The 25,748-nt window shown below is 68.7% G+C and carries 29 protein-coding genes; all 29 read right to left on the reverse strand.

Annotation, left to right across the window (positions count from 1 at the left end; genetic code table 11):
• Position 1: 1 nt before the first annotated feature.
• Complete coding sequence (locus STH_RS14780; protein WP_011197088.1) at positions 2-799, reverse strand: flagellar motor protein; 798 nt, start codon at positions 797-799, stop codon at positions 2-4.
• Between the two features lie 89 nt (positions 800-888).
• The gene (locus tag STH_RS14785; protein ID WP_011197089.1) at positions 889-1,716 is read right to left on the reverse strand and encodes a flagellin; all 828 of its coding nucleotides are present in this window, start codon (positions 1,714-1,716) and stop codon (positions 889-891) included.
• Between the two features lie 578 nt (positions 1,717-2,294).
• Positions 2,295-2,690 carry a flagellar export chaperone FliS gene (gene fliS, locus STH_RS14795; RefSeq protein ID WP_043714297.1) on the reverse strand — a complete coding sequence of 132 codons (396 nt, stop codon included), beginning with the start codon at positions 2,688-2,690 and terminating at the stop codon, positions 2,295-2,297.
• A 21-nt stretch (positions 2,691-2,711) separates the two neighbouring features.
• Complete coding sequence (gene fliD, locus STH_RS14800) at positions 2,712-4,136, reverse strand: flagellar filament capping protein FliD (protein ID WP_242654630.1); 1,425 nt, start codon at positions 4,134-4,136, stop codon at positions 2,712-2,714.
• 17 nt (positions 4,137-4,153) lie between these two features.
• Complete coding sequence (locus STH_RS14805; RefSeq protein ID WP_050742317.1) at positions 4,154-4,501, reverse strand: flagellar protein FlaG; 348 nt, start codon at positions 4,499-4,501, stop codon at positions 4,154-4,156.
• Between the two features lie 25 nt (positions 4,502-4,526).
• Complete coding sequence (locus STH_RS14810; RefSeq protein WP_011197094.1) at positions 4,527-5,408, reverse strand: flagellin; 882 nt, start codon at positions 5,406-5,408, stop codon at positions 4,527-4,529.
• Between the two features lie 10 nt (positions 5,409-5,418).
• A complete protein-coding gene (gene flgK / locus STH_RS14815) occupies positions 5,419-7,095 on the reverse strand; it encodes a flagellar hook-associated protein FlgK (protein ID WP_011197095.1) in 1,677 nt (558 codons plus the stop codon).
• A 13-nt stretch (positions 7,096-7,108) separates the two neighbouring features.
• Complete coding sequence (locus STH_RS14820; RefSeq protein WP_011197096.1) at positions 7,109-7,456, reverse strand: hypothetical protein; 348 nt, start codon at positions 7,454-7,456, stop codon at positions 7,109-7,111.
• Positions 7,453-7,752 carry a flagellar biosynthesis anti-sigma factor FlgM gene (gene flgM / locus STH_RS14825; protein WP_011197097.1) on the reverse strand — a complete coding sequence of 100 codons (300 nt, stop codon included), beginning with the start codon at positions 7,750-7,752 and terminating at the stop codon, positions 7,453-7,455. Before flgM ends, STH_RS14820 begins: the two co-directional genes overlap by 4 nt.
• 130 nt (positions 7,753-7,882) lie before the next feature.
• Positions 7,883-8,626: a hypothetical protein gene (locus tag STH_RS14830; RefSeq protein ID WP_011197098.1), complete on the reverse strand. Its 744-nt coding sequence runs from the start codon at positions 8,624-8,626 to the stop codon at positions 7,883-7,885.
• 302 nt (positions 8,627-8,928) lie between these two features.
• Complete coding sequence (locus STH_RS14835; RefSeq protein ID WP_050742318.1) at positions 8,929-9,696, reverse strand: FliA/WhiG family RNA polymerase sigma factor; 768 nt, start codon at positions 9,694-9,696, stop codon at positions 8,929-8,931.
• 13 nt (positions 9,697-9,709) lie between these two features.
• A complete protein-coding gene (locus tag STH_RS14840) occupies positions 9,710-10,600 on the reverse strand; it encodes a MinD/ParA family protein (RefSeq protein ID WP_011197100.1) in 891 nt (296 codons plus the stop codon).
• A gap of 4 nt (positions 10,601-10,604) precedes the next feature.
• Entirely contained in the window at positions 10,605-12,050 is a 1,446-nt protein-coding gene (gene flhF, locus STH_RS14845) for a flagellar biosynthesis protein FlhF (RefSeq protein ID WP_043714302.1), read from the reverse strand.
• On the reverse strand, positions 12,047-14,098 hold the full coding sequence (flhA, locus tag STH_RS14850; protein ID WP_011197102.1) for a flagellar biosynthesis protein FlhA: 2,052 nt from the start codon (positions 14,096-14,098) through the stop codon (positions 12,047-12,049). The genes flhF and flhA overlap by 4 nt, the downstream gene beginning before the upstream one ends.
• 27 nt (positions 14,099-14,125) lie before the next feature.
• Complete coding sequence (gene flhB / locus STH_RS14855; RefSeq protein WP_011197103.1) at positions 14,126-15,211, reverse strand: flagellar biosynthesis protein FlhB; 1,086 nt, start codon at positions 15,209-15,211, stop codon at positions 14,126-14,128.
• A gap of 3 nt (positions 15,212-15,214) precedes the next feature.
• The gene (locus STH_RS14860; protein WP_011197104.1) at positions 15,215-15,994 is read right to left on the reverse strand and encodes a flagellar biosynthetic protein FliR; all 780 of its coding nucleotides are present in this window, start codon (positions 15,992-15,994) and stop codon (positions 15,215-15,217) included.
• 6 nt (positions 15,995-16,000) lie between these two features.
• Entirely contained in the window at positions 16,001-16,270 is a 270-nt protein-coding gene (gene fliQ / locus STH_RS14865) for a flagellar biosynthesis protein FliQ (protein ID WP_011197105.1), read from the reverse strand.
• A 15-nt stretch (positions 16,271-16,285) separates the two neighbouring features.
• The gene (gene fliP, locus STH_RS14870; RefSeq protein WP_011197106.1) at positions 16,286-17,047 is read right to left on the reverse strand and encodes a flagellar type III secretion system pore protein FliP; all 762 of its coding nucleotides are present in this window, start codon (positions 17,045-17,047) and stop codon (positions 16,286-16,288) included.
• Positions 17,040-17,471 (reverse strand): FliO/MopB family protein, encoded by a 432-nt coding sequence (locus STH_RS14875; RefSeq protein ID WP_011197107.1) that lies wholly within the window; start codon positions 17,469-17,471, stop codon positions 17,040-17,042. Before STH_RS14875 ends, fliP begins: the two co-directional genes overlap by 8 nt.
• Positions 17,468-17,848: a flagellar motor switch protein FliN gene (gene fliN / locus STH_RS14880; RefSeq protein WP_011197108.1), complete on the reverse strand. Its 381-nt coding sequence runs from the start codon at positions 17,846-17,848 to the stop codon at positions 17,468-17,470. The genes STH_RS14875 and fliN overlap by 4 nt, the downstream gene beginning before the upstream one ends.
• A 17-nt stretch (positions 17,849-17,865) precedes the next feature.
• Positions 17,866-18,330: a flagellar basal body-associated FliL family protein gene (locus STH_RS14885; RefSeq protein ID WP_011197109.1), complete on the reverse strand. Its 465-nt coding sequence runs from the start codon at positions 18,328-18,330 to the stop codon at positions 17,866-17,868.
• Between the two features lie 43 nt (positions 18,331-18,373).
• On the reverse strand, positions 18,374-19,630 hold the full coding sequence (locus STH_RS14890; protein ID WP_011197110.1) for a flagellar hook protein FlgE: 1,257 nt from the start codon (positions 19,628-19,630) through the stop codon (positions 18,374-18,376).
• 16 nt (positions 19,631-19,646) lie between these two features.
• A complete protein-coding gene (locus tag STH_RS14895) occupies positions 19,647-20,066 on the reverse strand; it encodes a flagellar hook capping FlgD N-terminal domain-containing protein (RefSeq protein WP_011197111.1) in 420 nt (139 codons plus the stop codon).
• Between the two features lie 13 nt (positions 20,067-20,079).
• Positions 20,080-21,408: a flagellar hook-length control protein FliK gene (locus STH_RS19805; RefSeq protein WP_011197112.1), complete on the reverse strand. Its 1,329-nt coding sequence runs from the start codon at positions 21,406-21,408 to the stop codon at positions 20,080-20,082.
• Positions 21,405-22,079 carry a magnesium transporter MgtE N-terminal domain-containing protein gene (locus tag STH_RS14905; RefSeq protein ID WP_011197113.1) on the reverse strand — a complete coding sequence of 225 codons (675 nt, stop codon included), beginning with the start codon at positions 22,077-22,079 and terminating at the stop codon, positions 21,405-21,407. Before STH_RS14905 ends, STH_RS19805 begins: the two co-directional genes overlap by 4 nt.
• A complete protein-coding gene (fliJ, locus tag STH_RS14910; protein ID WP_011197114.1) occupies positions 22,076-22,528 on the reverse strand; it encodes a flagellar export protein FliJ in 453 nt (150 codons plus the stop codon). Before fliJ ends, STH_RS14905 begins: the two co-directional genes overlap by 4 nt.
• Before the next feature lie 3 nt (positions 22,529-22,531).
• Positions 22,532-23,854, reverse strand: a complete 1,323-nt coding sequence (locus STH_RS14915; protein WP_193775518.1) for a FliI/YscN family ATPase — start codon at positions 23,852-23,854, stop codon at positions 22,532-22,534.
• The gene (locus STH_RS14920) at positions 23,851-24,744 is read right to left on the reverse strand and encodes a FliH/SctL family protein (RefSeq protein ID WP_011197116.1); all 894 of its coding nucleotides are present in this window, start codon (positions 24,742-24,744) and stop codon (positions 23,851-23,853) included. Before STH_RS14920 ends, STH_RS14915 begins: the two co-directional genes overlap by 4 nt.
• The gene (gene fliG, locus STH_RS14925) at positions 24,731-25,747 is read right to left on the reverse strand and encodes a flagellar motor switch protein FliG (protein WP_011197117.1); all 1,017 of its coding nucleotides are present in this window, start codon (positions 25,745-25,747) and stop codon (positions 24,731-24,733) included. Before fliG ends, STH_RS14920 begins: the two co-directional genes overlap by 14 nt.
• Between the last annotated feature and the right edge of the window lies 1 nt (position 25,748).

A 25,748-nucleotide genomic window follows, 5' to 3' on the forward strand; every position in this document is an offset into this window, starting at 1 on the left:
GCTATGCCCCTTCCCGTACCGGAGCGCCCTCCGTCACCGCGGCACGCCGGCCGCCGGTGCTGGGCAGGTAGATGGAGAGCTTCTCCCGCAAGTTTCGGGGGTTCTCGCCGGCCTGAATGCCTTCGATCCCCACGATGATCATCTCGTTAAAGTGGGTCAGCTGCTTGGCGATGGCCTTGATCTTGTAGCCCATCGGAAGGAAGAAGAGGTTGGCGGACCCCAGGCCGTAGAGGGTGGCCAGGAAGGCGACGGCGATCGCCGGCCCAAGCGTGTCCGGCTCGCTGAGACGGCCCATGATGGTGATGAGCCCCATCACGGTGCCCATGATGCCCAGGGTGGGCGCATAGCCGCCGGCGGTATCAAAGACCGCCGCGCCCCGGATGATCTCATCGGCCTGCTGCTCGCTCATCGCCCGCATGACCGCGACCACCTGTTCGGGATCCGCGCCGTCCACGGCCATGGTGAGCCCCCGCTGCACCACGGGGTTCTCGGCGTGCTCGGCGTCTTCCTGCAGGGACAGCAGGCCGTTGCGGCGGGCCTTCTCGGCCAGGCCGACGAGGAGGTCGATCATCCCCTGGTAGTCCCGCTTCGGCGGCGAGAAGGCCATCTTGAGCACCCTGGGGACCTGCTTCAGGTCCTCGACGGCACTGGACACGATCGTGGCACCAATGGAGCCGCCGACGACGATGAGGAAGGCGCTGATGCCGAGCAGCGAGTCGAGGGTCACGTGCTCCAGGTACGCGCCGACGGCGATGGCAATGATGGCGAACAGCAGCCCGCCGATAGTTGCGAGATCCAAGAGACTCCCTCCTCAGTGACCGCCTGCTGCGATAGACGCCGTCCCCCCGTCCGGGGGGACGGCGTCCCCGGTATGCGCTATGGTTTCGCTTACCGCAGCAGCGACAGGATGGACTGGGTGGACATGTTGGCCTGGGCCAGCATGGCGGTCGAGGCCTGCTGCAGGATCTGGTACTTGGTGAAGGTGGCCATCTCAAGGGCCATATCGGCGTCGCGGATGCGGCTCTCGGCGGCGGTCAGGTTCTCGGCCTGGATCTTCAGCGTTTCGATGGCGCCCTCCAGGCGGTTCTGATAGGCACCGAAGGTGGCACGAGTGGAGCTCACCGTGTCAATGGCGTTGTCCAGCGTGCTGATGGCGGTGGTGGCGTCGCTCTTCGTGGAAATTGTAAGCTCACTGATTTTCAGCCCGGTATCAGTGAGATCCGCCATCTGGAGCGTAATGACGTCGTTGTCGGGATCGGCACCAGGACCGACGTGAATGTCGAAGGTTGCACTCGCCGCATCCGCATTCAGCAACTCCTTCTCGTTGAAGGTGGTGCTGTTGGCCGTACGCTCGATTTCTTCAATAAGCTGCGCGAACTCCTTGTTCAGCAACTGCCGGTCCGGATCGTCCAGGGTATCGCTCGCCGCCTGAACGGCCAGCTCCCGCATGCGCTGGAGCATGTCCTGAATCTTCTGCGCACCGCCCTCGGCCGTCTGGATTAGGGACACGCCGTCCTGTGCATTCCGAACGGCCATATTCAGGCCGCGGATCTGAGCACGCATCTTCTCCGATACCGCGAGGCCGGCCGCGTCGTCGGCAGCCCGGTTGACCCGGTAGCCCGAGGACAGCTTCTCCAAGGACTTAGTCATGGCACCGTGGTTGATGGTCAGCGCACGCCATGCATTCAGTGCAGCCAGGTTCGTGTTGATACGCACGTTAGCAGCCTCCTTGCTCCTGTTGTACTCGTCGCACCCAGATGACGCCCCGGCATCCCTGCCGGCCGGTATTGAAGATCATCGCCACCTGGTTCGACAATCTATGAATGAATACGGCAGGGCCTAGAATTAATCTCGAGTCGACGCGATTAGCGTCACTTCAGGCGGGGTTTTCCCGCATAATCGTCAAATAGCTCGCTGTTTCATCCCGTTCGGCCTACCGCTTTTCGTCTAACATCCGACCAGCGTGCCCAGATTTCATGACTCGCCGTGCACTGCGAGCCGCCGACCTTGCCTGCGCCGCGGCATTCGAAATCCGCGCCAGCTCAGCCATGAACCGGCGCATCTCGGCGTCGAGCGCCTGCTGTTGCTGAGTAAGGGCTTGAAGCTCCTCACGAAATCGGACTTCGTCCCCTGGCAGGAACAGCGAAACCGCCGCCTGCACCGCCGCATCCCGGCGACTAACGAGTTCGTCCACCTGGTCCACCGTCGCAGGGGTCGGGGGCTCCTGCAGGGCCTTCAGGAGCTCCCCACCCGCTTCGTACGCCCGCTGGTACGCCTCGTGGAGGCGCTTCTGCCTATCCGCTGACATGGGTGCCCCGCTGCGCGCGGACCTGGCGCGCGGCCTCCCTCCAAGCACCGGCCATGTCGCCGACGGTGGCCGAAACCTCACGAAAAGCCTCGATGTCCTTCTTCAGCAGGCCCTGGCTGAGCCGCCAGGTCCAGTAGTCGTACAGACGATCCAGGTTTCGCGCAATCTCACCCGCCTCAGGGTTCAGCGCGGTCCGCAATTCCGTGAAGATCTGCTGCGCCCTGCCCACGTACGCGCTCACTTCGCCGTACCTGCCTTGCTGAAGGGCGAGGGCCGCCTTGTCGATGAAGCGCTGGGCGCCCTCGTAGAGCAGGGCCACCTGATCCTCAGGGGCTGTGGTTTGCACTTGATACGCCTTGTACTGGTTCAACCCGCTCACCATGGTGATCCCCGCTTCCCTCCATCAGGACTGCGACTGGGAACGACCCAGGAGCATCAGGGCGAGGTAATTGCCCTGGCCTTGCAGCCTAGCCATCGCCTCTTCCATGCGGGCGAATTGGAGCCTCAACACTTTTTCCCGCTGCTCCAGCTGCACCTCGATGCGCTCGATCGTGTCTCTGATTCGGTCGATCTGCTGGCTCAGGCTTTTGTCCCGAACCTCAAGTGCCCCCGACTGACTGTCGAGAAGCGACTTGATGTAGTCATTCATCTGAACGGCAATGCCTTTTTGGCCGTCCTCGTTCAGTCCAAACAGCCGGGCTACGCCTTCCGGGTCCCGCTGGAGCACTTCCCTCAGCTTCTCCTCGTCGACGACGATCTTGCCGAAGTCGGCCGTACCGTAGGCCCCGGTGGACACCCCGATCTGGCTGAGCATCTTCATCGACGCCGGCATGCCGGCGACTTCCGTAGAGAAGAACTGCCGCATGCGGGACTGGATCGAACGCACCAGGCTCTCGCCGGTCAGGGCCGCCCCGGTCTTCTTTTCCACATCGTAGGCGCTCAGTTTCTTCAGCAGGTCCTGCAGCGAGTTGACCGCGTTCACCCAGTCCTTGACGACCTGCACGATCTTGTCGATGTCGCTGGACACGGTCATGGAGACGACATCGTCCCCACTGGGCTTCTTCACGGTAATCTTGATGCCCGGCAGGATGTTGTCAAAGGTGTTTGTTGAACTCTTGTAAGGTTCACCGTTCAAAATGATTTCTGCATCCTGCGCCTCTGAAAGCACCAGTTGATTCGCACCGGTCAGGCCGAGAATGTCCTCCAGCAGGTTGCCGTAGGTCTGCCCCTGTGGCGGCTGCCCGGGAACCTCATTTTCAAGCCGAATCACGTTCGCCGACCCGGACTTGGCTGCGGTGAGTACCAACCGGAACTTGCCTTCGCTCACCATCACGACATGGGCCAGCACGCCGCTGTCGGCGGCGTTGATCTTCGCCGCGAGGGAGCTCAGGGTATCGGTCTCCTCCACGGTGATGGTCTTCAGCGCATTCGGATCCGTCCCGATGTCGAACGTGCCGGCCCAGCCCAGCTGCTCGTCGGCCGCCTTGTAGGCCGCCTCCGACTGGGTGGTGATCACATGGCTCTGCGCCAGCTTCACGACCTGCAGGGTGTAGCTGGTCTGGGCGGCACCCGCGTCGGCCGTGACGGTCGCTACCGAATTGTCACTCAGCTCCACCTTGCGGGAGCGGAAGAGCGTCGGGAAGCGCAGTTGGTCCAGCTTGGACTGGATGTTGGTGAGCGCCGAACGGACGTCCCGCCAGGCCTTCTGCTTGGCCTCGAGCTGTTCCTGCTTCTCCTCCTGCCGGTAGATCCGGACCCGTTCCAGCTCCAACAGGGCCGAGATCAGCGTCTCGGTGTCGGCGCCGGAGATGAGCCCGCCGAGTCGCATGCTCACGGGACCACCCCCTAGACCTTCTCGTCAATCAGCAGGCCGAGGGACCGCTCCATCGCCAGCAGCGCCTCCAGCAGCCGCTCCGGCGGGAACTCCCGCAGCACCTCGTCCGTGGTCACGTCCACCACCTTGATGACAATGCGGTTGCCTTCCACCACTTTGAACTGCACGGCCTTGTTGAACAACTCGGCCGCGGAGTTCATCTTCTCGGCCAGTTCCTCCGCCTGTTCCTTTGACAGCGGTTGGCTCTGCTTCCGCTGCTCCTCCTGCGTTTGGAGCTTCCCCAAGTCAGCCGTCTCACGCGGCGTCACGGTCCGGTCGGGGACCGGAGTCGGGCCGCTGACGGGTGCCGTCACCTTCATCCCTCATGCCTCCCTTGGAAGCCAACTATCGGAACATGTAGTCCATCAGCGACTTCGGCAGAGCCATGCTGAACGCCGTCAGGGCCACCTGGAAGGCCTGCTGCGCCTGGGTCATCTCCATCACAGCTTCTGCAATGTCGCCGCCGCTAATCTTACCCAGCCGCTCTTCGACCGTAATCAGGCCGTCACGGGAATACCCTTCGAACTGCTCCACCTGCTGGTAGGCCAGCCCGACCTCCGACCGTCGGGCCAGCAACTCGTCGGCGGCAGCCTGCACCTTGTCCAGGTGCTTTGTGACATCCTCAACGGTGCCGGTGCGGATGGCGTTTGCCACCTCGGTCAGGGTAGCGATGATTTCATAGGGCAGTTCATCGCCATGGATGTTGATCGCCACCTTGTACCCCGGCGCGATCTCCCGTTCGATCTTGTGCTTGCTGCCCTTGTACTCCACACCGCCCGAGCCGTCATCCTCAAAGGGCTGTGTGTCCGCGGCCCACCCCGCGAACACGTAGCGCCCGCGGTGCTGTGTGTTCATCTCCCTCTTGATCGCATCCCGCAGCCCTTCGATCTGCAGCGCTAGGTTCTCCCTGGCCGTGGACTCCTGATTGGCCGGTGATCCGAACTGGATCATCGTCTCATAGACCGCCTGAAGGTCTTCTGACATGGCCGTCAGGCTGGTCTCCGCGATCGAAAGCCACTCCTTCGCGTCGGTGGCGGCCCGTTGCGCCCGCTCCAGCTTCACCTTCATGCCGGTCAGGTCGATCGCCTCGATTACCCGCTGCGGGTCGTCGGAGGGACGCTCGAGGGCGCGGCCGTAAACCCTCTTCTGCGCCCTGGCGTACTGCGCGCGGAGGCCCTCCAGCTCCCGGATGGCCGTGTTGACGAGCATCCAGTTCGTTACACGCATGCGATCACCCCTAGGACACCGCGTTGATCAGGGTCTGCAGCATCTCGTCCAGTACCGTCAGCACCCGGGCCACGGCGGCGAAGGCCTTCTGCTCCGCCGTCATCAGCGCGATCTCCTCATCGATGGAGACCCCCCACTTGGACGAGCGCTGCTCCTGGGCCACCTGAATATGGGCTTCGGCAATCTCGTTGTCGTGAATTGCGGCCTTCCCCCGGGAGCCGATCAGGCCCACAAGGTTCCGATACCACGTTGTCGGCGAACTGGACTTGTCGACGACGACGGGCTGGGACGTCTTGTAGTCCTCGCCGCTGCCGTCCAGCGCGACCAGCGTCTGATCATAGCGGCGGTGGTGCAGGACCTCCGGCGGGATCTTTACCCAGATTTCTTCACCCGTTTCGGGATCAACCGTTTTTTCCTCGGTCAGCGTGATGGTGATCGAGCCGTCGACATTCTGGTACCACGTGCCTCGCTGCTCGACAGTCACGTAGTTGCCCGTTTCACTGTCGAGGTAGGTATGGACGAACTTGACCGACAGGTCCTTCCCCAGGGTCAGCGTCTTCTCGATCGCTGGACCATCGGGGTCCGTCCACGTGTATTCGCCAGCATACTGCGGCCACATGCCGTACGACAGCTGGTAGATCCGGTCGGCAATGGTGCCGTCCATCTGAAGGGCCTGCTCGTCCCCCGCCGCTGCGATCTTCCGCGGCGTCAGGTCCGGGTGCACGTAGACGCCGCCCGGCACATCGTCCTGGATGAGGAAGAAATCGCCGCCCTCATGGCCGTCCAGATCGTAACCTTGCCGGTGCCAGTAGTTGACTTCCCGCGCCACGTTCTTCGCCAGCTTGTCCACTTCGGCGATAACATGCTGCAGATCCCCGTCCCGCATCTCCAGCAGGGCCGACAGCACGCCGTGGCCGGAGTACGCGGGCAGATTGAACCCCTGCCATTTGACGGTGGGACCATTTTCGCCCTCGACGACCTCCAGCAGATTGATGGCCGTGCCGTCCACCGCCGGGACCGAGCCGATCATCACCCGGACCGTGCCGTCCTCCAGGTACGTGACCCGGGCCCCGGTCAGCCGGGCCAGCTCGTCCAGCACGCGGTCCCGCTGGTCCATCAGGTCCGCGGCCATCTCCGAGGACCCCACCATGGTGGCGATGCGGCTGTTCAGGTTGCGCAGGTTCTCCAGGTGGGCGTTGATCTCCGTCACCGCGCCCTGGATCTTCTCGTTGATCTGGCTCTTGATCAGGGTGAGCTGGGACATCGCCTCGTGGATGTGCTGGACGAAACGCCGCCCGGCTTCGATGGCCTCGATGCGCAGCACCTCGTCCGCCGGGTCCTCAGACACCGCCTTGAAGGCGTCGAAGAACCGGTCGATGGCCTGGGCCAGGCCGCCCTCGATCGGGTCGCCGAAGATGTCCTCCACCCGGGCCATGAGGTCGGCCCGAATCGAGGCGTAGCCGGCGCTGGACTGCGCCCGGCGGTACTGGAAGTCGATAAACAGGTCACGCATCCGCACCACTTCGGGAAGCCGCCCGAAGGGGTCCACCCGGTTCTCCAGGGTGCGGCGGGTGTAGTTCGGATCGTTGGCGTTGGCGATGTTCTCCAGATGCAGATGCATCGCCCACTGGGAGGACTGCAGGGCACGCGTGGCCGTGTAGAAACCTGAGCTGATTCCACGGATCACCGCCGCTTCCCCCTTACGTCTTCTTGTTCAGCATGCGCCCGCCGGCGCGCTTCGTCACGGTTGACGGATAGCCCACGCTATTCAGCTCCGGCCCGCCGAGCAGGAGCCGCATCAGGAAGTCCACCCGCTGGCTCTCGGCCTCCAGAAGGCTCTGGAGCTTCACCTTCTCCCGTTCGAGTTCCTCGTAGATTGCCCGCATCTTCTCAGGGCTTCCGTCGATCTCGGCCTCCTGCAGGGCTTTGAGCAGAGCCTCCTGCTGCCTGGATCCTTCCAGCAGGCCCTGGTGGTCCCGCTGAATCACCCGCTGCACCTGAAGGCGGGTGAGTTCGATCATCTCGCGGAGGAGGGCAGACGCGCTCATCCGTCGATCACCCCCAGCCGGAGCAGCCGTTCGGCCAGCTGGTGGGGATCGACCCGGTACTCGCCGCGGGCGATCTGCTCCTTCAGCCGGGCGATGACCTCCGCCCGCACCGGCGGCAGAACGGCGAGCGCCGGCTTCAGCTCGCTCACCTGCACGGAGCGGTCGGAGATGGAGAGCTGATCGGGCGGCTGGACGCCCGGCGATCCGGCGCTGCGCCGCACCTCACGCCCGGAGCGCGAAAAGCCGGGGCGCTGCACGCCGGGCAGCCCCGAGAGATCTCGCCGGTCAATCTTCATGTGCGTCCCAACCCCCTCGATCTGATACTTCTTACATGGCTCAAAACGCCTCGAAGATTAACCCAGTTCGCGGCGAATCAGCATGGCTTTGCACGAACTAGGGCCCATTTTCGCCGCAATGCACCCAATATTAACGTGGAGCCTTCTTGCCCCTGAGGTTGAGCAGCAGCAGCACCTCGCCCCGGGGCACGCCAAGAGCCTCGGCGATCTCCACAGGGCTCTTGCCCTCGTCGGCCAGGCGCCACACCGCCTGGCGCAGGTCGCCGTAGCGATCGGCCGGGGCCTGGGGGCGTGCCGGCTCCGCGGGCGAAGGCTCCGCGGGAGGGGCCTCTGCCGGCTGCGACGGTTGCCCGGGGCTTGCGAATTGTCCCGAGTCTGCAGCCTGCCGGGAACCCCCCGCCTGCTGGGAGCCCGCCGCCGGACCGGATGGCACGGCTGTGCTCCCGGCCCCGGCGCGGGACCGCCGGCCTCGCTTCGGCTTCTGCTGGGCGGCTTCGACCTCCGGCGCTCGCTCCGGTTGCGGCTGAGGCGCTTCCTGGTCCCCGGCGTCCGGCGGCGCAGGGGCCGGAGGACGCCCGTCCGGCGGCGCGTCCGCCTGCGGCTGCGTCCCGGACTTGGCCCGGGACCGCGCCTTCGCCTGCACCTCGGCGACCGCCCGGATCTCCAACTGGGCGGCCAGGTCGTTGAGCCGCGCCATCCGCTGGTCGATCTCATCCAGCAGGGCCTCGGCGCTCATGATCACCTCGGCCGTCAGCCGCTCCAGCCGGGTGATCTCCGCCAGCATCCGCTGCTGCCTGACCGTCACCTGGTAAACGGCGTAGGCCAGCGCGCCGACCGCTGCCAGGGCCAGGACGAGATAGAGAAAGGTCTCCATGGGCTACCCCCTCAGGCGCATTTCACGTTTCATCCACGCAGCGCAGGGCAGCGCACCCGTGCGCACCGCCGTTATGCCCCAGACTCTCGCCACGAGGCCTCCATCCGCCGAACGGAGGGCACGCTCCGGCACGGGCCGACCCGGCACGCCTTCAACTCCCGGGCACAGGGCTTCGCCGCGGCTCACCACTCACGGCCGCCCTCCCCGCACACAGCCGCTCACAGCCGCTCTCACCACTCACAACTCACAGCCCACATCTCGCCGCCTCGGCTCCCGGCCCAGGTCGGCCGACACCCCACGGCTCACGACACCAGATCCCGCTTCATCCGCGACAGCTTCCCCCTGAGCCGCAGGATCGCCTTGCTGTGCACCTGCGAGATCCGGGCCTGCGAGAGTCCCAGGATCTCGCTGACCTCCTTCGCGATCAGCCCCTCCTGGTAGATCAGCGCGATCACCAGCTGCTCCTGCTCCGTGAGGGACGCGATCGCCCGGGCCAGCACCTCCCGCCGCTCCGCCCGCTGGCTCTCCAGCTCCGGGTCCACCGCCTCCTCGTCGGCCACCCGGTCCGCCAGGGCCGTGGTCTCGCCGTCATCGAAGGCCAGGGCCTCGTCCAGCGAGAGCACCGCGAGCGTCCCGGCCTCCTGCAGCCGCCTCTCCGCCTCCTCCACCGAGATCCCCATCTGCTCGGCGAGTTCCGCGGCGGAGGGCTCGCGGCCCAGGACGGCCATCAACTCGTCCCGCACCCTCTCCAGCTGCCGCACCCGCCGGCGCAGGGCCGGAGCCCACTGCATCGCCCGCAGCCCCTCCAGGCAGGCGCCGCGGATCCAAGGAATCGCGAACGTCTCGAACCTGACCCCCCGGTCGGGGTCGTAGCGGGCAATCGCCTCCAGCAGCCCGAAGCACCCGTGCCCCTCCACATCGCCCTGGTCCACGTGGTCCGGCATGCCCACCATCAGCCGGCCCGCGACGTAGCGGACCAGCCACAGATAGTGCTGGACCAGGGCGTCTCGTGCAGCCGTGTCGTGAGACTGCCGCCAGCGCTGCCACAGCTCCAGGTGCTGCACGGTCACGGATATCCCTCCTCTAGAGGCTGCTGCTCCGCCGGCCGAAAAGGCTTGCCAGCCGGCCGAAGAACGAACCCGGTGCAGACGGCGCCGGCACCTGCGCACCCACCAGCCGTGAGGCCATGGCCTCCACCGCCCGGGCGGCGGGCGACGCCGGGTAGCCCAGCACGTACGGCACCCTGCGCCGCACCGACTGCCACACGTGGGGGTCCCGGGGAACGGTGCCCAGGTGCACCACCTCGACGCCCAGGAAGTTGCGCGCCGTGGTGACGATGCGCTCGGCTGCGCGCTGCGCATCCTCCGGCCGCTCCGCCTGGTTGACCACGAGCCGGATGCGCGCCCCGGGATCCCGGGCGACCAGGGCCTTGATCATCGTGTAGGCGTCGGCCATGGCCGTGGGCTCGGGCGTGGTGACCACCAGCACCTGATCCGCCGCGAGGGCGAACTCCAGCACCGCATCGCCGACCCCGGCCCCGGTGTCCAGGATCAGGTACTCCGCCTCGCCCTCCAGCCGCTCCAGGGAGCGCAGGATCGGGCGCAGCTGGGCCGCCGTCAGGCTGCCCAGCTCCACCAGGCCCGAGCCCCCCGCGATCAGCTTCAGGCCCGTGTCCGTCCGGTGGATCACCTGCAGGATGTCGACCTCGCCCCGCAGGAAGTGCCCCAGATGATACGGGGGTACCGTACCCAGCAGGATGTTGGCGTTGGCCAGACCCAGGTCGACGTCCATCAGCAGCACCTCATGGCCGTCCTTCACCAGCACCTGGGCGAGGTTCACGGCCAGGTTGGTCTTGCCCACGCCGCCCTTGCCGCTGGTGACCGCGATGGCCTCAAAGCGACGGGGCGCCCGGCCCGCGGCCTGATTCCGGTAGGCAGCGGCCAGTTCGCGCAGACGGCTGGCTTGATCGAACATCGGGCTACGCCCCCATGAAGAGTTTGGAGTAGTCGACGCTGTCTGCGGGCCTCAGATCGTCGGGCACGGACTGACCGTCGGTCACGTAGGAGATCGGCAGGTCCCACTGTGCCCGGATGTTCAGCATCAGTCCGGGGGCAGAGGTCTCGTCGGCCTTGGTGAAGATGAAGCGGTTGACGCCCAGCGGCAGGTAGCGCTCCAGCATGCGGCGGACGTCCCGCGGGTTGGTATTCAGGGAGACCACCAGGTGCACCTCGTCGGGCTGCGCCTCCGCCAGAAGTTCCTGCAGCTCCGCCATGCGCTCTTCGTCCTTGTGGCTCCGGCCGCCGGTGTCCATGAGCACCAGATCGGCGTCCGCATTGTGGGCCAGAGCCTGGTGGACGTCGGTCGGCCGTTCCACGGTGTAGAGGGGAATGGCCAGGATGTCCGCGTACGTGCGCAGCTGATCCACGGCGGCGATGCGGAAGGTGTCGGCGGTGATGAGCCCCACCTTCAGCCCGCGCTCCAGGGCAAAGTGCGCGGCCAGCTTGGCCAGCGTCGTGGTCTTGCCCACGCCGGTGGGGCCGATGAGCGCAACCACCCTCCGGCGGCCGGCCTCCGCCTGGATCGGCGCGCCGGGGCCCATGAGCTGGTTCAGCTCCGCCCGGAGAAGGGCCCTGCCCTTCGTCGCGTGGGTGCCGACCTTCCGGCTGATCGCCAGGGCCAGCCCTTCCGCCACGCCGGCGTCCAGCAGCCGCTCGTAGACCTTGCGGGCGTAGCCCTTCAGCTCCAGCAGAGCGGCGGGGTCAGGCCGGGCCTCCACCAGCCGGGTCACCGCCTGCCGCAGGTCGGCCATCTCCCGGCGCAGGCCGGCCAGATCCGCGCTGCCGGGGGCCAGGGCCGCAGAGGCGGGGCTGCCGGGCAGCGGGATGCCGGAGAGAGGCGACGCCGGGACGGCATCCGACAGCGCCGGCCAGACGGCTGCCGCCGGAGCCGCTGCCGGTTCCGGCGCGGGCGCGGGGCCGGAGGCCGGGCTCGCAGAAGCGGCTGCGCCGGCGACAGGCTGCGGAACAGCAGCGGCAGAGACCCCCTGCGGCGCCACAGGCGCAGCAGCAGAGACCCCCTGCGGCACCGCAGCAGCCGCAGGAGCAGGGCCCCCGTGCACCACCGCAGGCGCCGCATCAGCAGAGATCCCCTGCGGCACCGTGGGCGCGGGCTGCGCGGAAGCCGGCGCCCCGGACGGTGCGGTTGCGCCGCGCGGGCGTGCCGCCGGGCGCGCGCCCCGGTAAGGCTGCGGCCGCTGATCGGCCGCGACGGTGAGTTCGGTCATCACGCGGCCGAAGAGGCCGAAAATGCCGCCCACCCGCACCTTGCGGCTGTCGACGATGACGGCGTCGGTGCCGAGTTCGTTCTTTGCCAGAATCAGGGCCTCCGCGTACGTGGGGGCCATGTACTTCTTCACCTGCATCATGCACGGATCACCCCCACCGACTCGATCTCAAGCCTGGGATCAAGCTCCGCGTACGAGAGCACGATCAGCCGCGGATAGGTGTGCTGGGCGATGCGCCGGATCACCGGCCGCAGGGCAGGCGAGCAGACCAGCACGGGGGTGTGGCCCGCCTGAGCCATCGCCTGCGCCTCCCGCGCGATGCCGTTGATGACGGCCTGCGCGAGCTGCGGGTCCAGGCCGGGTCCGGGACCCCGCTTCTCGGCGGCGGCCGAGAGCCGCTGCTCCACGTCCGGCGCGAGGGTGATGGCCTTGACCACCGGCCCCAGCTCGAAGTGGTGGACGATGGTGCGCCCCAGGGCCACCCGCACCTTCTCGGTGAGCTGCTCGGGGTCCTTGGTCACCGGCGCCCAATCGGCCAGGGCCTCGAAGATGAGCACCAGGTCCCGGATGGGCACGCCCTCGGCCAGCAGGTTCTGGAGCACCTTCTGGATCTCGCCCAGGGAGAGCAGCCGCGGGGTGAGCTCCTCCACCAGGGCCGGGTGGGTCTCCCGGACCATGTCCACCATGCCCTTGACCTCCTGCCGGCCCAGCAGCTGGTGCGCGTTCTCCTTGATCACCTCGGTGAGGTGCGCCACCAGCACCGAGGCCGGGTCGACCACGGTGTAGCCGATCAGCTCCGCCCGCTGCTTGTCCGCCGGCGAGATCCAGAGCGCCTGCAGTCCGAAGGCCGGCTCCACGGTGGGCTGGCCGGGCACCGTCTCCTCCAGGCCGCCGGGATCCATGGCCAGGTAGCGGTCCGGCTGCAGCTCGTAGGAGCCCACCTCGATGCCCCGCAGCTTGATGACGTACTGGTACGGGCCGAGGGCGAGGTTGTCCCGCACCCGGATGTAGGGCAGGAGCAGCCCCAGGTTGGCGGCCACCTGCTTGCGCACGGCCACCACCCGGTCCAGCAGGTCGCCGCCCCGGCCGGGCTCGGCCATGGGCACCAGGGCATAGCCCAGCTCCACCTCCAGCGGATCCACCGGGGTGAGCTGCACCCAGCTTTCGGGCACCACGTCGTTGGTGATGGGCAGCGGCTCGGGCTCGGGCACCTCGGCCGCAATCCTGGCCCGCTGGTACCGGGAGCTGACGGCCCCGATGCCCAGAATCAGGCCGCCGATGACGAAAAAGGGCACCGTGGGCAGCCCGGGGATGACGCCCAGGACCATCATGAGGCCGCCGGCCAGCATGAGCAGCTTCGGGTCGCCGCCCAGCTGCCGGGTGAGCTCGATGCCGAGGCTGGACTCGTCGGCCGCCCGGGTCACCACGATGCCGGCGGCGGTGGAGATCAGGAGGGCCGGAATCTGGGTCACCAGGCCGTCGCCCACGGTGCGCAGCGAGAAGTGGCCCCAGGCCTCGGCAAACGTCATGCCGTGCTGGAGCATGCCGACGATGAAGCCGCCCAGCAGGTTGATGAAGACGATGAGCAGGCCGGCGATGGCGTCGCCCTTGATGAACTTGGTGGCGCCGTCCATCGCGCCGTAGAAGTCGGCCTCCCGCTCGATCTGCCGACGCCGGGCCCGGGCCTCGGCCTCGGTGATGAGGCCGGCGTTCAGGTCCGCGTCGATGGACATCTGCTTGCCGGGCATGGCGTCCAGCGTGAAGCGGGCCGCGACTTCGGAGACGCGCTCGGCGCCCTTGGTGATCACGATGAACTGGACGATGATGAGGATGAGGAAGACGATGAGTCCGACCACCGTGTTGCCGCCGATGACGTACTGGCCGAACCGGCGGATGACCTCGCCCGCCTCGCCGGTGGTGAGCAGCAGGCGGGTGGTGGAGATGTTGAGGGTGATGCGGAACAGCGTGGTGATCAGCAGCAGGGTCGGCAGCGACGAGAACTGCAGGACCTCGCCGGTGAAGATGGAGACCAGCACGATCACCACCGCGGCCGCGATGTTGAACGTGAGCAGCAGGTCGACCAGAAACTCAGGCAGGGGCACGATGAGCAGGGTGACCATGGCCACCATGGCGCCGGCCACGGCGACGTCGGAGACCCGGATCGACGGAGCGCCGCTCGGGTTGGTCACAGCTCGTTCACCTCGGACTCAACGGATTTATTCCTGACCGGCCTGCCGGCTCTGCCGCCGCAGGTTGTAGACGAAGGCGAGCACCTCGGCCACGGCCTGGTAGTATTCGGGGGGAATGAGACGCCCGACCTCGACGTCGTAGTAGAGGCCCCGGGCCAGGGTCCGGTTCTCCACCAGGGGCACGTCGTGGGCCCGGGCGATCTTCTGGATCTCCAGCGCCAGCAGGTCGGCGCCCTTGGCGACCACCCGGGGCGCCTCGTCCTTGGCCGCCTCGTACTTCAGGGCGACGGCGAAGTGGGTCGGGTTGGTGACGACGACATCGGCCCCGGGCACTTCCTTGAGGGCCCGGCGGCGCATGGCCAGCTCCCGCATGCGCTGCCGCTGCCGGGACTTCAGTTCCGGGGCGCCCTCCTGCTCCCGGTGCTCCTGCTTGACCTCCTGCTTCGTCATGCGCATCGACCGCCGGAACTCCCAGTACTGGTAGCCGTAGTCGAGCACGCCGACGACCAGGTAGGCCAGACCCACGGCCAGCATGACGTCGAGCACCATATCGGCGATGGCGCTGAGCCCCGCCGGGACGGTCTGGGCGATGAGGTTGGGAAACTGCGGCACCAGGCCCCGCACGCTCCGGTAGGCGATGTAGCCGATGGCCGCCAGCTTGATCAGGCCCTTGACCAGCTCGGTCACCGTGCGGAGGGAGAAGATGCGGGTGAGGCCGGTGATGGGGTTGAGCGTGGCAAACCGGGGGACCAGGGCCCGGAGGGTGAAGATGAAACGGGTCTGCAGGGTGCCGGCGACGACGCCGATGGCCACCACCACCAGGGCGATGGGCAGCACCGCGCGCAGGCCGATCAGGGCCCAGTCCTGCATGACCGCCGCCGTGGTCTCGGGGGTGAGCTCCAGCGGCCGGAGCGTCTCGAAGGCGCCGACCATGCCGCCGGTCACCTGCTGCACGCTGTAGCCGCCCAGGCCCCGCAGGGCCAGCGTGGCTGCCACCAGCCCCAGGCCGGCCACCAGGTCGGTGGACCGGGCGACGCGGCCCTCCTCACGGGCCTTCTGGAGCCTTCGTGGCGTTGGCTCCTCGGTGCGCTCCGCAAAGAGCTGCAGGTCCACGGCTTACCCCCCCGGCACGGCCCGCATGAGCTCGAGTATCCGCAGGGCCTCCCGGAAGCCGGCCTCGAACAGGGCCGTGAGCGGCCGCCCGTAGAACGGCAGCAGCAGCACCAGGAGCAGAAGCCCTACGAAGGTCTTGGTGCCCAGACCGATGGCGAAGATGTTGAGCTGCGCCACGGCCCGGTTCAGCACCGCGAACGCCACCATGGTGAGCAGCATGACCGCCACAAAGGGCAGGACGAGCTGCACAGCCAGCGCCAGCAGGTCGCCGAAGAGCCGGGCGACGTAGAGACCGCTGGCGGTGCCCTCCACCGGCCCGCCTGCCGGCACCAGGGCGTAGCTCTGCGCAAACGCCCGGATCAGCCAGTGGTGGCCGTCGAGGGCGATGAAGAACACCAGGGCCGTGGTCTGAAACAGGTTGCCCAGCACCGTGGCGCCCTGGCCGGTGATCGGGTCGAACAGGCCCGCCAGCGCAAAGCCCATCTCCAGGTCCATCAGCGCGCCGGCGATCTGCAGCACGCTGATCACCATCAGGCACAGGAACCCGATGACCAGGCCTACCACCATCTCCACCAGGGCGGCAGTGAGCAGGTGCACCCCCTCCGTCCGCCCGGGGGCCACTTCGATGGCCGGCATGAGGAAGAATCCCAGCACGAAGCTCAGGGCCACCCGCACCTGAAACGGCACGAACCGGGTGGAGAAGACGGGCGCTGCGGTGAAGACGCCCATGGCCCGGGAAGCGCCCAGCAGGAGGGCGGCGAGCTGCGCGTAGAGCTGTTCCATCGGCCGTCAGCGCACCATCCGGGGCAGCAGGTCCATCACGCGCCGGGCGAAATCCATGAGGGTGGTGAGCATCCAGGGCCCGAACACGACCAGACCCGCCACCGCCGCGAGAATCTTGGGCACAAACTGCAGCGACGGCTCGTGCACCTGGGTGGTCGCCTGGAACAGCGAGATGATGAGGCCCACCAGGAGGCTGAGTCCGATGACGGGCGCCGCCACGTAAAGCGCAACCCGCACCGCTTCCTGTGCAAGATCCAGGGCGAATTCCGGAGTCACGTGCCTTCGCCCCCCTTATCCCGTGAAACTTCGGACCAGCGACTCCACCACGAGGTGCCAGCCGTCGACCAGCACGAAGAGCAGCACCTTGAAGGGCAGCGAGATCAGGGTCGGCGGCACCATCATCATGCCCAGGGACATCATGAGGCTGGCGGTGATGAGGTCGATGATGATGAAGGGCAGGTAGATCAGAAAGCCCATGGTGAACGCGGTCTTGAGTTCGCTGAGGGCGAACGCGGGCACCACGGTGAGGAAGCTGACGTCCTCGGGCCCTTCCGGCGCCGGCTGACCGCTCACCTCCAGCATCAGGCCGAGGTCGGCCTCACGGGTCTGCCGGAGCATGAAGGCCTTCAGCGGCAGCGCCCCCCGCTCGATGGCCTCCACCTGGTCGATCTCCCCGGCCAGGTAGGGCTGCACGGCGGTCTGGTTGATCTCGCTGAAGGTCGGCATCATCACCGCGGCGGTGAGGAACAGCGCAAGGCCGATGAGCACCTGGTTCGGCGGCGTCTGCTGCAGCCCCAGCGCCGTGCGGATGAAGCCGAACACGACGATGATGCGCGTGAAGGAGGTGCAGAGGATGATGATGGCCGGAGCCAGCGTGAGCACCGTGAGCAGGAGGAGCAGCTGCATCGTCTGCAGCCCCTCCTGGGGCGTCTCCGCGGGCCGGATGAAGTCGAAGGTGGGAATCTCCAGCGGCTGGGCCAGCGCGGCCGGCGCCGCCAGCGCCAGGAGAGCCGCGGTGAGCAGCAGCGGGCGCAGGATCCGTGCGCTACGCATGCGGCCCCCCTCCCTTCCGCGCGAGAAGCTCACGCATGCGCTCCAGGTTGGCCCGCACCGCGCCCTCCACACCCGCGAAGCTGGTGGGGCGGGACCCCTGCTCGGGCGGAGACTCCGCCAGCCACTCCGCCGCCAGCTCCGGGTCGTCGATGCGGTGGATGAGCCGGATGGAGCCCTCAGCGGAGCCCAAGAGCAGGATCTCCTGCCCCACCTGCACCAGCAGCAGGTACCGGTCGCGGCCCACGGCCAGCCCCTCCAGCACCCGCATCCGCCGGCCCCGGGCGATGTGAAACTGCCACCGGGCCAGCCAGCGCACGGTGACGAAGGCCAGCGCGATGACCAGGAGCGCGCTGAACAGGAAGAGCAGCAGACTGCCCGAGCCGCCGCCGGGCCAGGCCTGGACCGGGGTCTCGGTGCCGGTCATCGGCCGGCGCTCCCCTCGGGGTTGATCAGCTCGGTGATGCGGATGCCATAGTTCTCGCCGATCACCACGACCTCCCCGCGGGCCACCAGCTGACCGTTGACCAGGAGATCCACCGCCTCACCCGCGTGCTTGTCCAGCTCCAGGACCGAGCCCGGGCCCATCGCCAGGATCTCCCTGAGGCTCCGCCGGCTCTGGCCGAGCTCCACCGTCAGTTCCAGTTCCACGTCGGCGAGCAGCCCCAGCGGCGACGGGTCCCCCTGGGCCGACCCCTCCGGGTTCAGGTCGGGAAAGGCGGCCGCCTCCGGCTTCTGCTCACCCTGCCGTGCCTGGGCGAAGAGGGCGGCGATCTCTTCCTGGGTCAGTCCGTGCTTGGCCATCGATCGCCCCTCCTTCCCTACTGGATCACCATGTCGGTCACGTAGACCCGGGTCACGTGGCCGGGCAGGAGGCCGTCGAGCCCGTTCTTGATCGCCTGGGCCAGCCGCTCCTTGCCGTCGGCGCCGCTCAGGTCGGCCGCGGTCAGCTCACGGACCTGGCTCAGGACCACGTCCCGCACCTGCGGGGCGGCGTCCCGGGCGATCTGCTCGGAGTTGTCGCTGCGCAGCCCCAGGGCCACGCTGAACTTGATGTAGCGAAGCCGGTCCTTGTCCGCGAGGTTGGTCACAAACTCGTCGAGCTCGTAGTACGCCGCTTCCAGCACCGGCTCGCCGGCCACGACGGCCGTGCCCCCGCCCCCGCCGGCGGCCACGAGACCGCCGCTCTGCGGCAGGATGAAGATCACGTAGGCGGCGAGGCCGGCCACGCCGACCGCGAGGATGACCACGGCGGCGACGAGCGCTGTAATCAGCCCTCGGTTCATGTGTAATCTCCTCTTATCGGTTAGTTCAGTAAGGAACCCGCACTTACCGCTTCAGGTTGATGATCTCCTGCAGCATGTCGTCCGCAGTGCTGACGACCCTCGCCGAGGCCTGATAACCCCGCTGGGTGAGGATCATCTCGGTGAACTGGCCCGCCAGGTCGACGTTGGACCCTTCCAGGTTGCCCGGCACCAGGGTGCCGCGCCCGCCCGTGCCGGCCGTCCCGATCTGCGGCACGCCCGAGGCCGGGGATTCGGCGAAGGTGGAGTTGCCCTCCTTGATGAGGCCGGCCATGTTGTTGAAGTGGGCCAGGGCGATCTGGGCCAGCAGCTGGGAGTCGCCGTTGGTGTACCGGCCGATAATCTCGCCGAGCTCGTTGACGTAGACCGCCTCCAGGCTGCCCATGGGCCGGCCGTCGCGGGTGTCCAGTTCCACCGTGGAACGGGCGGTGCCGCCGGAGCCGGACGCGTCGTAGGCCTGGGTGATCTTGCGGAAGTCCAGGGTGATCTCCAGGTCGTCCGCCTGGTCGTTGGGATCCGTGATGGTGATCGTCCAGAGCCTCGGGTCATCATCGTTAGGACCCTGAGGGCCCAGGATCCGGCCGTCCGATCCGAAGTCCAGCGTGTGCTCCTCAGACCAGCCCTCGGTCTCCGGATCCCAGTACTGCACCGTCCAGGTGTTGCCGTCGCCCTTGGTGAAGCGGAGCGTGATGGGGATGTCGCGGCCCAGGGAGTCGTACGCGTTGATGATGGTCTCGTAGGTGCTGTCTTCCTCTGCGGCCGCGTCCAGGTTCCCCTTAAACGTCACTTTCGTCGTGGCCTGCGGCAAAGACACTGTGCCCCGGACGATCTGGATGTCCTGCATCGTCGCCCGGTCGGTGCGGCCGATGACGCCGTCGACGGCCATCCAGCCCTGCACCTTCATCCCGAGGGCCGGGTTGATCAGGATGCCGTCCGGGTTCCAGTCGAACATGCCCGCCCGGCTGTACAAAATCTCGTCGTTGGCGCCCTTCAGCACGAAGAGGCCGGCGCCGGAAATCGCCAGGTCAAACGCCCGGCCGGTCATCTGGAAGGCGCCCTCGTCGGTGATGAGGTCCGTGGAGCCCACGGCCACGCCCAGGCCGATCTGCTGCGGGTTGGTCAGGGCCGAACCCGAGGAGAGCGTCTGGTTGAACACATCGGTGAAGGTGACCCGGCTGGCCTTGAAGCCGGTCGTGTTGACGTTGGCGATGTTGTTGCCGATCACGTCCATCCGCGTCTGGTGGCTGCGGATACCCGAAACGCCGGAATACAGCGAACGCATGCCAGACTACCTCCCCTTACTCTTCTTCGAAGCTGGGCGGTGCGACCTCGATCACCTGCTCGAGCCGGATCTCCCGGTTGCCGAGGTTGAGCAGCGGTTCACCGCTGTCGATCCGAACGGCGTACACGATGCCGATCTCCGGCTGCCCCTCGGTCCCCCAGTACTTCACCGCGGCGCCGACGAGGCTGAGCCCGTAGCTGAGCCGCGCCCAGCGGACGTTTTCGGTCATCTGCTCCAGGGCCGAGAACTGCGCGAGCTGCGCCATGAACTCCCGGTCGTCGATGGGGTTGAGCGGGTCCTGATACCGCAGCTGCGTGACCAGCAGCTGCAGGAACTCCATCTTGCCCAGCTGGTCGGTGGGCCTCCTGCTCTCAGCGGTCTGCCCGGCGCCGGAGGCCGTACCCGGCTGGACCCCTTGAACGCCGTTCACACTCATCGCCTACCGCCTCCTACGCCAACGTGTCCAGCCGCCCGCTCCGGGGGCCGGCAGATCGCCCGGCAGCGGCCGCCAGTGCGGCCTCGGCCTCGGTCGCCTTCACGCTGCGGCCGGACGCCCGGGGCCACCCCGCCGGATCCTCGTCGCCGCCCTGGCGGGCCTGCCGCCCCTGGCCGGTAGCCACCTCGAACCCTGCGAGCTGGTACCCGGCATCGCTCAGGCCCTGCCGGAGCTGCTCGCCCCGGCTCTCCAGCGCCTGGCGGGCGTCGGCGCTGGACACCTCCATGGCGGCGTACACCTCACGACCGCTCAGGTGCAGCTCCAGCCGCACCTCGCCCAGGTGCTCGGGGTGCAGCCGCAGGGTCAGCCGGTACTGGCCGTCCGGCAGTTCGGGCAGCGCCCGGGTCAGCTCGTTCACTAGGTGCTCCGCCTGCAGCCGGCCGGCGGTGAGCCGCTCCAGCCCCCTCATCGACACCGGCCGGGCAGCGACCTCGGCGCCGCCTCCCGGATCAGGCCCGGTGGCCGGCGCGGCGTCGGGCGCCTGCCGCACCGCCGTGCCCTGCGGACTTCCTTCCTCGGCCGATGCGCCGTCCCCCGCGGCGGAGCCCTCACTGGCCAGCGATTCCGTGGCCCCGCGGACCGCCGCCCCGTCCGGCATCCCGCCCGGCGCGGGTCCTGCAGACGGTCTCGCCGCCCCGTCCGGCATCCCGCCCGGCGCGGGTCCTGCAGACGGTCTCGCCGCCGCGTCGGCCTCCGCGGCCTGCCCGGCGGGGGCCCCATCGGGCAGGACGGCCGGCTGCGGCCGATCCCGCGCCGCCATCCAGGCCTCACCGGCCTCCGCCGGCGCCGCCTGGCCGCCCTGTGCCGGCGACCCGGCCGGCAGATCTCCCGTCCCCGGGCCCGGGGGCTCCGGCCCCTGCGGCCGCAGCAGGTTCGCCAGCGGATCCTGCCCGGCCTGCCCCGGCGCCGCCTGCTCCGCGGCGATCACTTCGACCGTCAGGCCGGCCGGCGCCGCGGCGGCGTCAGCCTGCCCGTCCGGGGCCCCGGCGGCCTCCCCGGGAAACGCCGCGGGCAGCATCGCCTGCGGGCCAGCCGGATTGGCCGGTCCCAACAGCGCCTGGATCGGATCGGGGAGCCCGGCTCCGGCCGGCGGGGCCTGTCCTGTAGGAACCGCCGCACCCGCCCCGGGGGCGTCAGGCGGCGACGGCATGGGGGCCAGCGCGGCCAGCACCGCCGCGAAGGTGCCGTCGGCCGGGGAAGCTTCGCTTCTGCGCCTGCCCTCTCCGCGGGTCGCCACCGGGGCCTGGGGCGCTCCGCCCGCACTCACGATCGGTGCCGTCACGGCTCTACCTCCTCTGCATAGGCCCGCAGCAGCGCGGCTGCCCGGTTCTCCTCCATCGCCGCCAGAATCGCCGCTGCGTCGTCGGTCTTCATCTGTTTCAGAACGGCCACTGCCGTGCCGTTCCCCATCTCCGCGAGCAGGACAGCTGCCCGGTAGGGGGACATTTCGGTGAGGAGCCGGGCGGTCTGCACAGCCGTGGCTCCCGACCGGCCGGCGGCCCCCAGTTCCTCCAGGAGCTGGTCCACCTGGGCCTCCCGCTCTTGCAGCGCCGCCTCCCGCTGGTTCAGGTCCGCCTCACGCTGCAGCAGGTCCGCCTGTTTCCGAGTCAGTTCCACTGCCCGCTGCAGCTGCTCAGCCGAGGGGGCTGCATCCGCAGGCGCCTGTCCGGGCGCCTCCTCCACCGGCGTCAGACCGGGAATCAGGTCGGGGCGGAGGTGGAGCGTGATGGCCGCTGCGCCCGTCAGCAGGGCGAAGAGGGTGAGGTAGACGGCGATGGACGGCGGCTGCCGGGGGCGCCGCGGCCGGATCCTGGGCCGCCGGCGCGGCTCGGGCGGTGGCTCTGCCCCCGCCTCCTCCGCCCGGCGCCGGCGCAGCCGGGGAAGGCGCAGACGCCGCTTCCTGGGCAACTCCTCCCCGGGCGTACTGGTGGGCTCGGGTGCCACAGCGCTCATCGTCGGCCACCTCCCTCCCGATAGACCGTCTGTGCCATCTCATCAATCGCCGCCTGCTCCGCGGCCAGCATCGCCCGCTCGAACTCGGCGGCCCGGCGGTCCCGCAGCCGCTCCAGCACCTTCTCGCGCCGCTCGGCCTCGGTGAGCTCCCACCGCCGGCGCTCCTCCTCCTGCTGCGCCGCCGCAAGCTGCTCCGCCGCCAGCCACTCGGCCGCCACCAGGGCCTCGTGCAGTTCGGTGGACTGGCGCCATTCCAGCACCGTCATCCGCCCCTGCCGGCGGGCCAGCAGCCGCTGGGCGGATTCCGCCCGGCGGGCGGCAGCCTGCTCCAGCCGCATGGCGGCCGCGCGGGTCGCCAGGCGGGCCCGGGCGAAGTTGTTCAGCGCCACCTTGGTCTCCTGCTGCCGGATCTCCAGCAGCCGCTGCAGCCGAAAGCGGAAGCGCTTCATCGGTTATGCATCCTCCCCGCACAGCGCCGCGAGCCCCCGGAGGGCCTCCTCCATCGTGCTGGGCTGGTCCGCGGGCTGGATCAGGAAGCGTTTGATCTGGTCCATCTTGGCCAGCGCCTCGTCCACCAGGGGGTTGGTGCCCTGCTGGTAGGCGCCGATCTGAATCAGGTCCTCGGCCTCCTGGTAGGCCGAGAGCAAGGCCCGCAGCCGCTGGGCCTGCTTCCGGTGCTCCGGCGTCGTCACGTCGGGCATCACGCGGCTCACCGACTGCAGCGGGTCGATGGCCGGGTAGTGGCCGGCGTTGGCGAGCTTCCGGGAGAGCACCACGTGCCCGTCGAGAATCGAGCGGACCGCGTCGGCCACCGGCTCGTTCATGTCGTCGCCGTCCACCAGCACCGTGTACACGCCGGTCACGCTGCCGGCGGGGCCGGTGCCCGAGCGCTCCAGCACCCGGGGCAGCATGGCGAACACCGACGGGGTGTAGCCCCGGGTGGCGGGCGGCTCGCCGACCGCAAGCCCCACCTCCCGCTGGGCGTGGGCCAGGCGCGTGACCGAGTCCATCATCAGGATCACGTCGAGCCCGTGGGCGTCACGGAAGTACTCGGCGATGGCCGTGGCCATGAGCGCGGCCCGGATCCGCACCAGGGAGGGCTGCTCCGAGGTGGCCACCACCACCACGGACCGCCGGAGCCCCTCCTCGCCCAGGTCCTTCTCGATGAACTCCCGCACCTCCCGGCCGCGCTCGCCCACCAGGGCGATGACGTTGCAGTCGGCGGCGGTGGCCCGGGCGACCATGCCGAGCAGGGTCGACTTGCCGACGCCCGACCCGGCGAAGATGCCGATCCGCTGGCCCATGCCCACCGTAATCAGGGCATCCAGGGCCCGGACGCCCAGGCTGAGCGGCCGGTGGATGCGCTGGCGGGCCAGGGGGTCGGGGGCGGGCCCGAGGATGGGGCGGAAGCCGCAGCCCATCAGGGGGCCCTTGTCGTCGATGGGGTTGCCGAGGCCGTCGATGACCCGGCCCAGGAGCCCCATCCCGACCGGCGCCTGCAGGGGGCCGCCGGTGGCGATCACATCCCAGCCGGGGCGCAGGCCGTCGGTCTCACCGAGGGGCATCAGCAGCAGCCGGTCCTCCCGGAAGCCGACCACTTCGGCCGGGACCCTCCGCCCGTCGCCCTGCAGCCAGCACAGTTCGTTCATCTTGGCCCTGGGGCCGGCCGACTCGATGATGAGCCCGGCGGCGCCGGTCACCCGGCCGACGACGGGCAGCAGTTCGACGTGCTCCACCGCCCGCCGCAGTTTGGTCCACGGCATCGCGGCGCTCATTCCTCAGACCCTCCCAGGGCGGCGCGCATGGCGGCCTCCATGCGCTCGATCTGGTGCTCCAGGTCGCCGTCGACCTGGCCCACCGGGGTCTGCACCATGTAGCTGCCCCGCTGCATCCCGGGATCGGCGGTGAGCGTGAGGGCCCCCGCCCCGAGCTCCCGCTCCAGGACGGCGCGCTGCGCCTCCAAGAGCGGCAGGTCCTCGGGGTTCACGCGCACGGTGGCGGGAGCGTCCTTCACCAGCCGCAGGCCGGCGGCCACCATGCGCACCACCGACTGGGGCTCCACGGCCAGGTGCCCCTGCACGAGCCGTGCCGCGGCCGCCACCGCCAGCTGGACCAGCGCCTCCTGCGACTGCTCCAGCCGCTCCTGCACCAGCCGCTCGGCGCGCTGGCGGGCCTCCTCGAGGATGCGCTGCGCCTCTTCCCGCGCATCGGCCAGCAGCTTCTCCGCCGCCTTCTCCGCCTCCAGGCGGGTGACGGCGGCCTCCTTCTCGGCGGCCTGCCGCAGGTTCTCTCCCTGGAGCCGGGCGTTTTCCAGCGCCAGCTCCGCCTCCCGCCGGAGGGCCTCCACTTCGGCCCGGCCGGCCTCCAGCCCTTCCCGGCGACCCTGCTGGAAGCCTTCCTCCCGGGCGGCGGCCTCGGCGCGCTCGGCCTCCTCCGCCGCGGACTGCAGGATGCGGGCGGCCTCCAGCCGCGCCTCGTCCAGCACCGACTCGGCGGCCTTCTTCTCCGCCTCCAGCTCCTCGGGTGTCGGCGGCGCCGGCCGCCGGGCCGGCTTCGGCGGGCTGGGCGGCGGCGGAGACGGCGGCGGGGGCGGCGGGAGCTGCGGCCACGAAGGGGCCCGTACCTCCACCCCGGGTGGGAGCTTGCCGGACCTAGATGTACTCATCAGCGCCACCACCCCTGGCGATCTGGATCTCGCCGGACTCCTCAAGCCGCCTGATCAGGGCGACGATGCGGGCTTGCGCCTCTTCCACGTCGCGGATGCGCACGGGGCCCAGGTACTCCACGGCCTCCCTGAGGGCCTCGCCGGCCCGCTTGGAGACGTTGTTCATGATCTTGCGCCAGACCTCTTCCTTGGCGGCCTTGAGGGCGAGCGGCAGATCCTTGTTCATGTCCACCTCGCGCAGGATCCGCTGCACGGTGCGGTCGTCGAGGTTGACGATGTCGTCGAAGAGGAACATCCGCTGGGCGATCTCGCTGGCCAGGTCGGGGTCGTCCGCCGAGAGCAGGCCCATGATGGTCTTCTCGGTGGTGCGGTCGACCCGGTTGAGGACGTCCACCGCCCAGTTGATGCCGCCGGCCGCGGTCGACTCCTGGCTGACGATGGCCGAAGCCTTGCGCTCCAACACCTTCTCGACCTCGCGGAGCATCTCCGGCGATGTGCGGTCGAGCGTCGCCACCCGGCGGATGATGTCGGCCTGCCGCTCCGGCGGGAGGCCCAGCAGCACCTGCGCCGCCTTGTCCGCGTCGAGGTGGGCCATGATGACGGCGACGGTCTGGGGATGCTCGTTCTGCAGGAACGAGGCCAGGTGCACCGGATCCGTGTGCCGCACGGCGTCGAAGGGACGGCGCCGGAGGTGGGAGGTCAGGCGGGTCAGGATGTCGCGCGCCCGCTCCTGTCCCAGCGCCTTTTCGAGCATCTCACGGGCATAATCGATGCCGCCCGTGCGAATGTGTTTATCAGCCGTGGCCACCATGATGAACTCGGTGAGCACCTGGTCCCGTACCTCGGGGGTCACCTTACGGGACTGGGCGATCTCGACGGTGAGCATCTCGATCTCGTCGTCCCGGAGGTGCTTCAGGATCTTCGCCGAGCGCTCAACGCCGATGTTGATGCAGAAGATCGCCGCCTTCTGCCGGCTGGTCAGTTTCTGGTCACGGTCTGCCAAG

Source organism: Symbiobacterium thermophilum IAM 14863, assembly GCF_000009905.1.
GTDB classification, from domain to species: Bacteria; Bacillota; Sulfobacillia; order Symbiobacteriales; family Symbiobacteriaceae; genus Symbiobacterium; species Symbiobacterium thermophilum.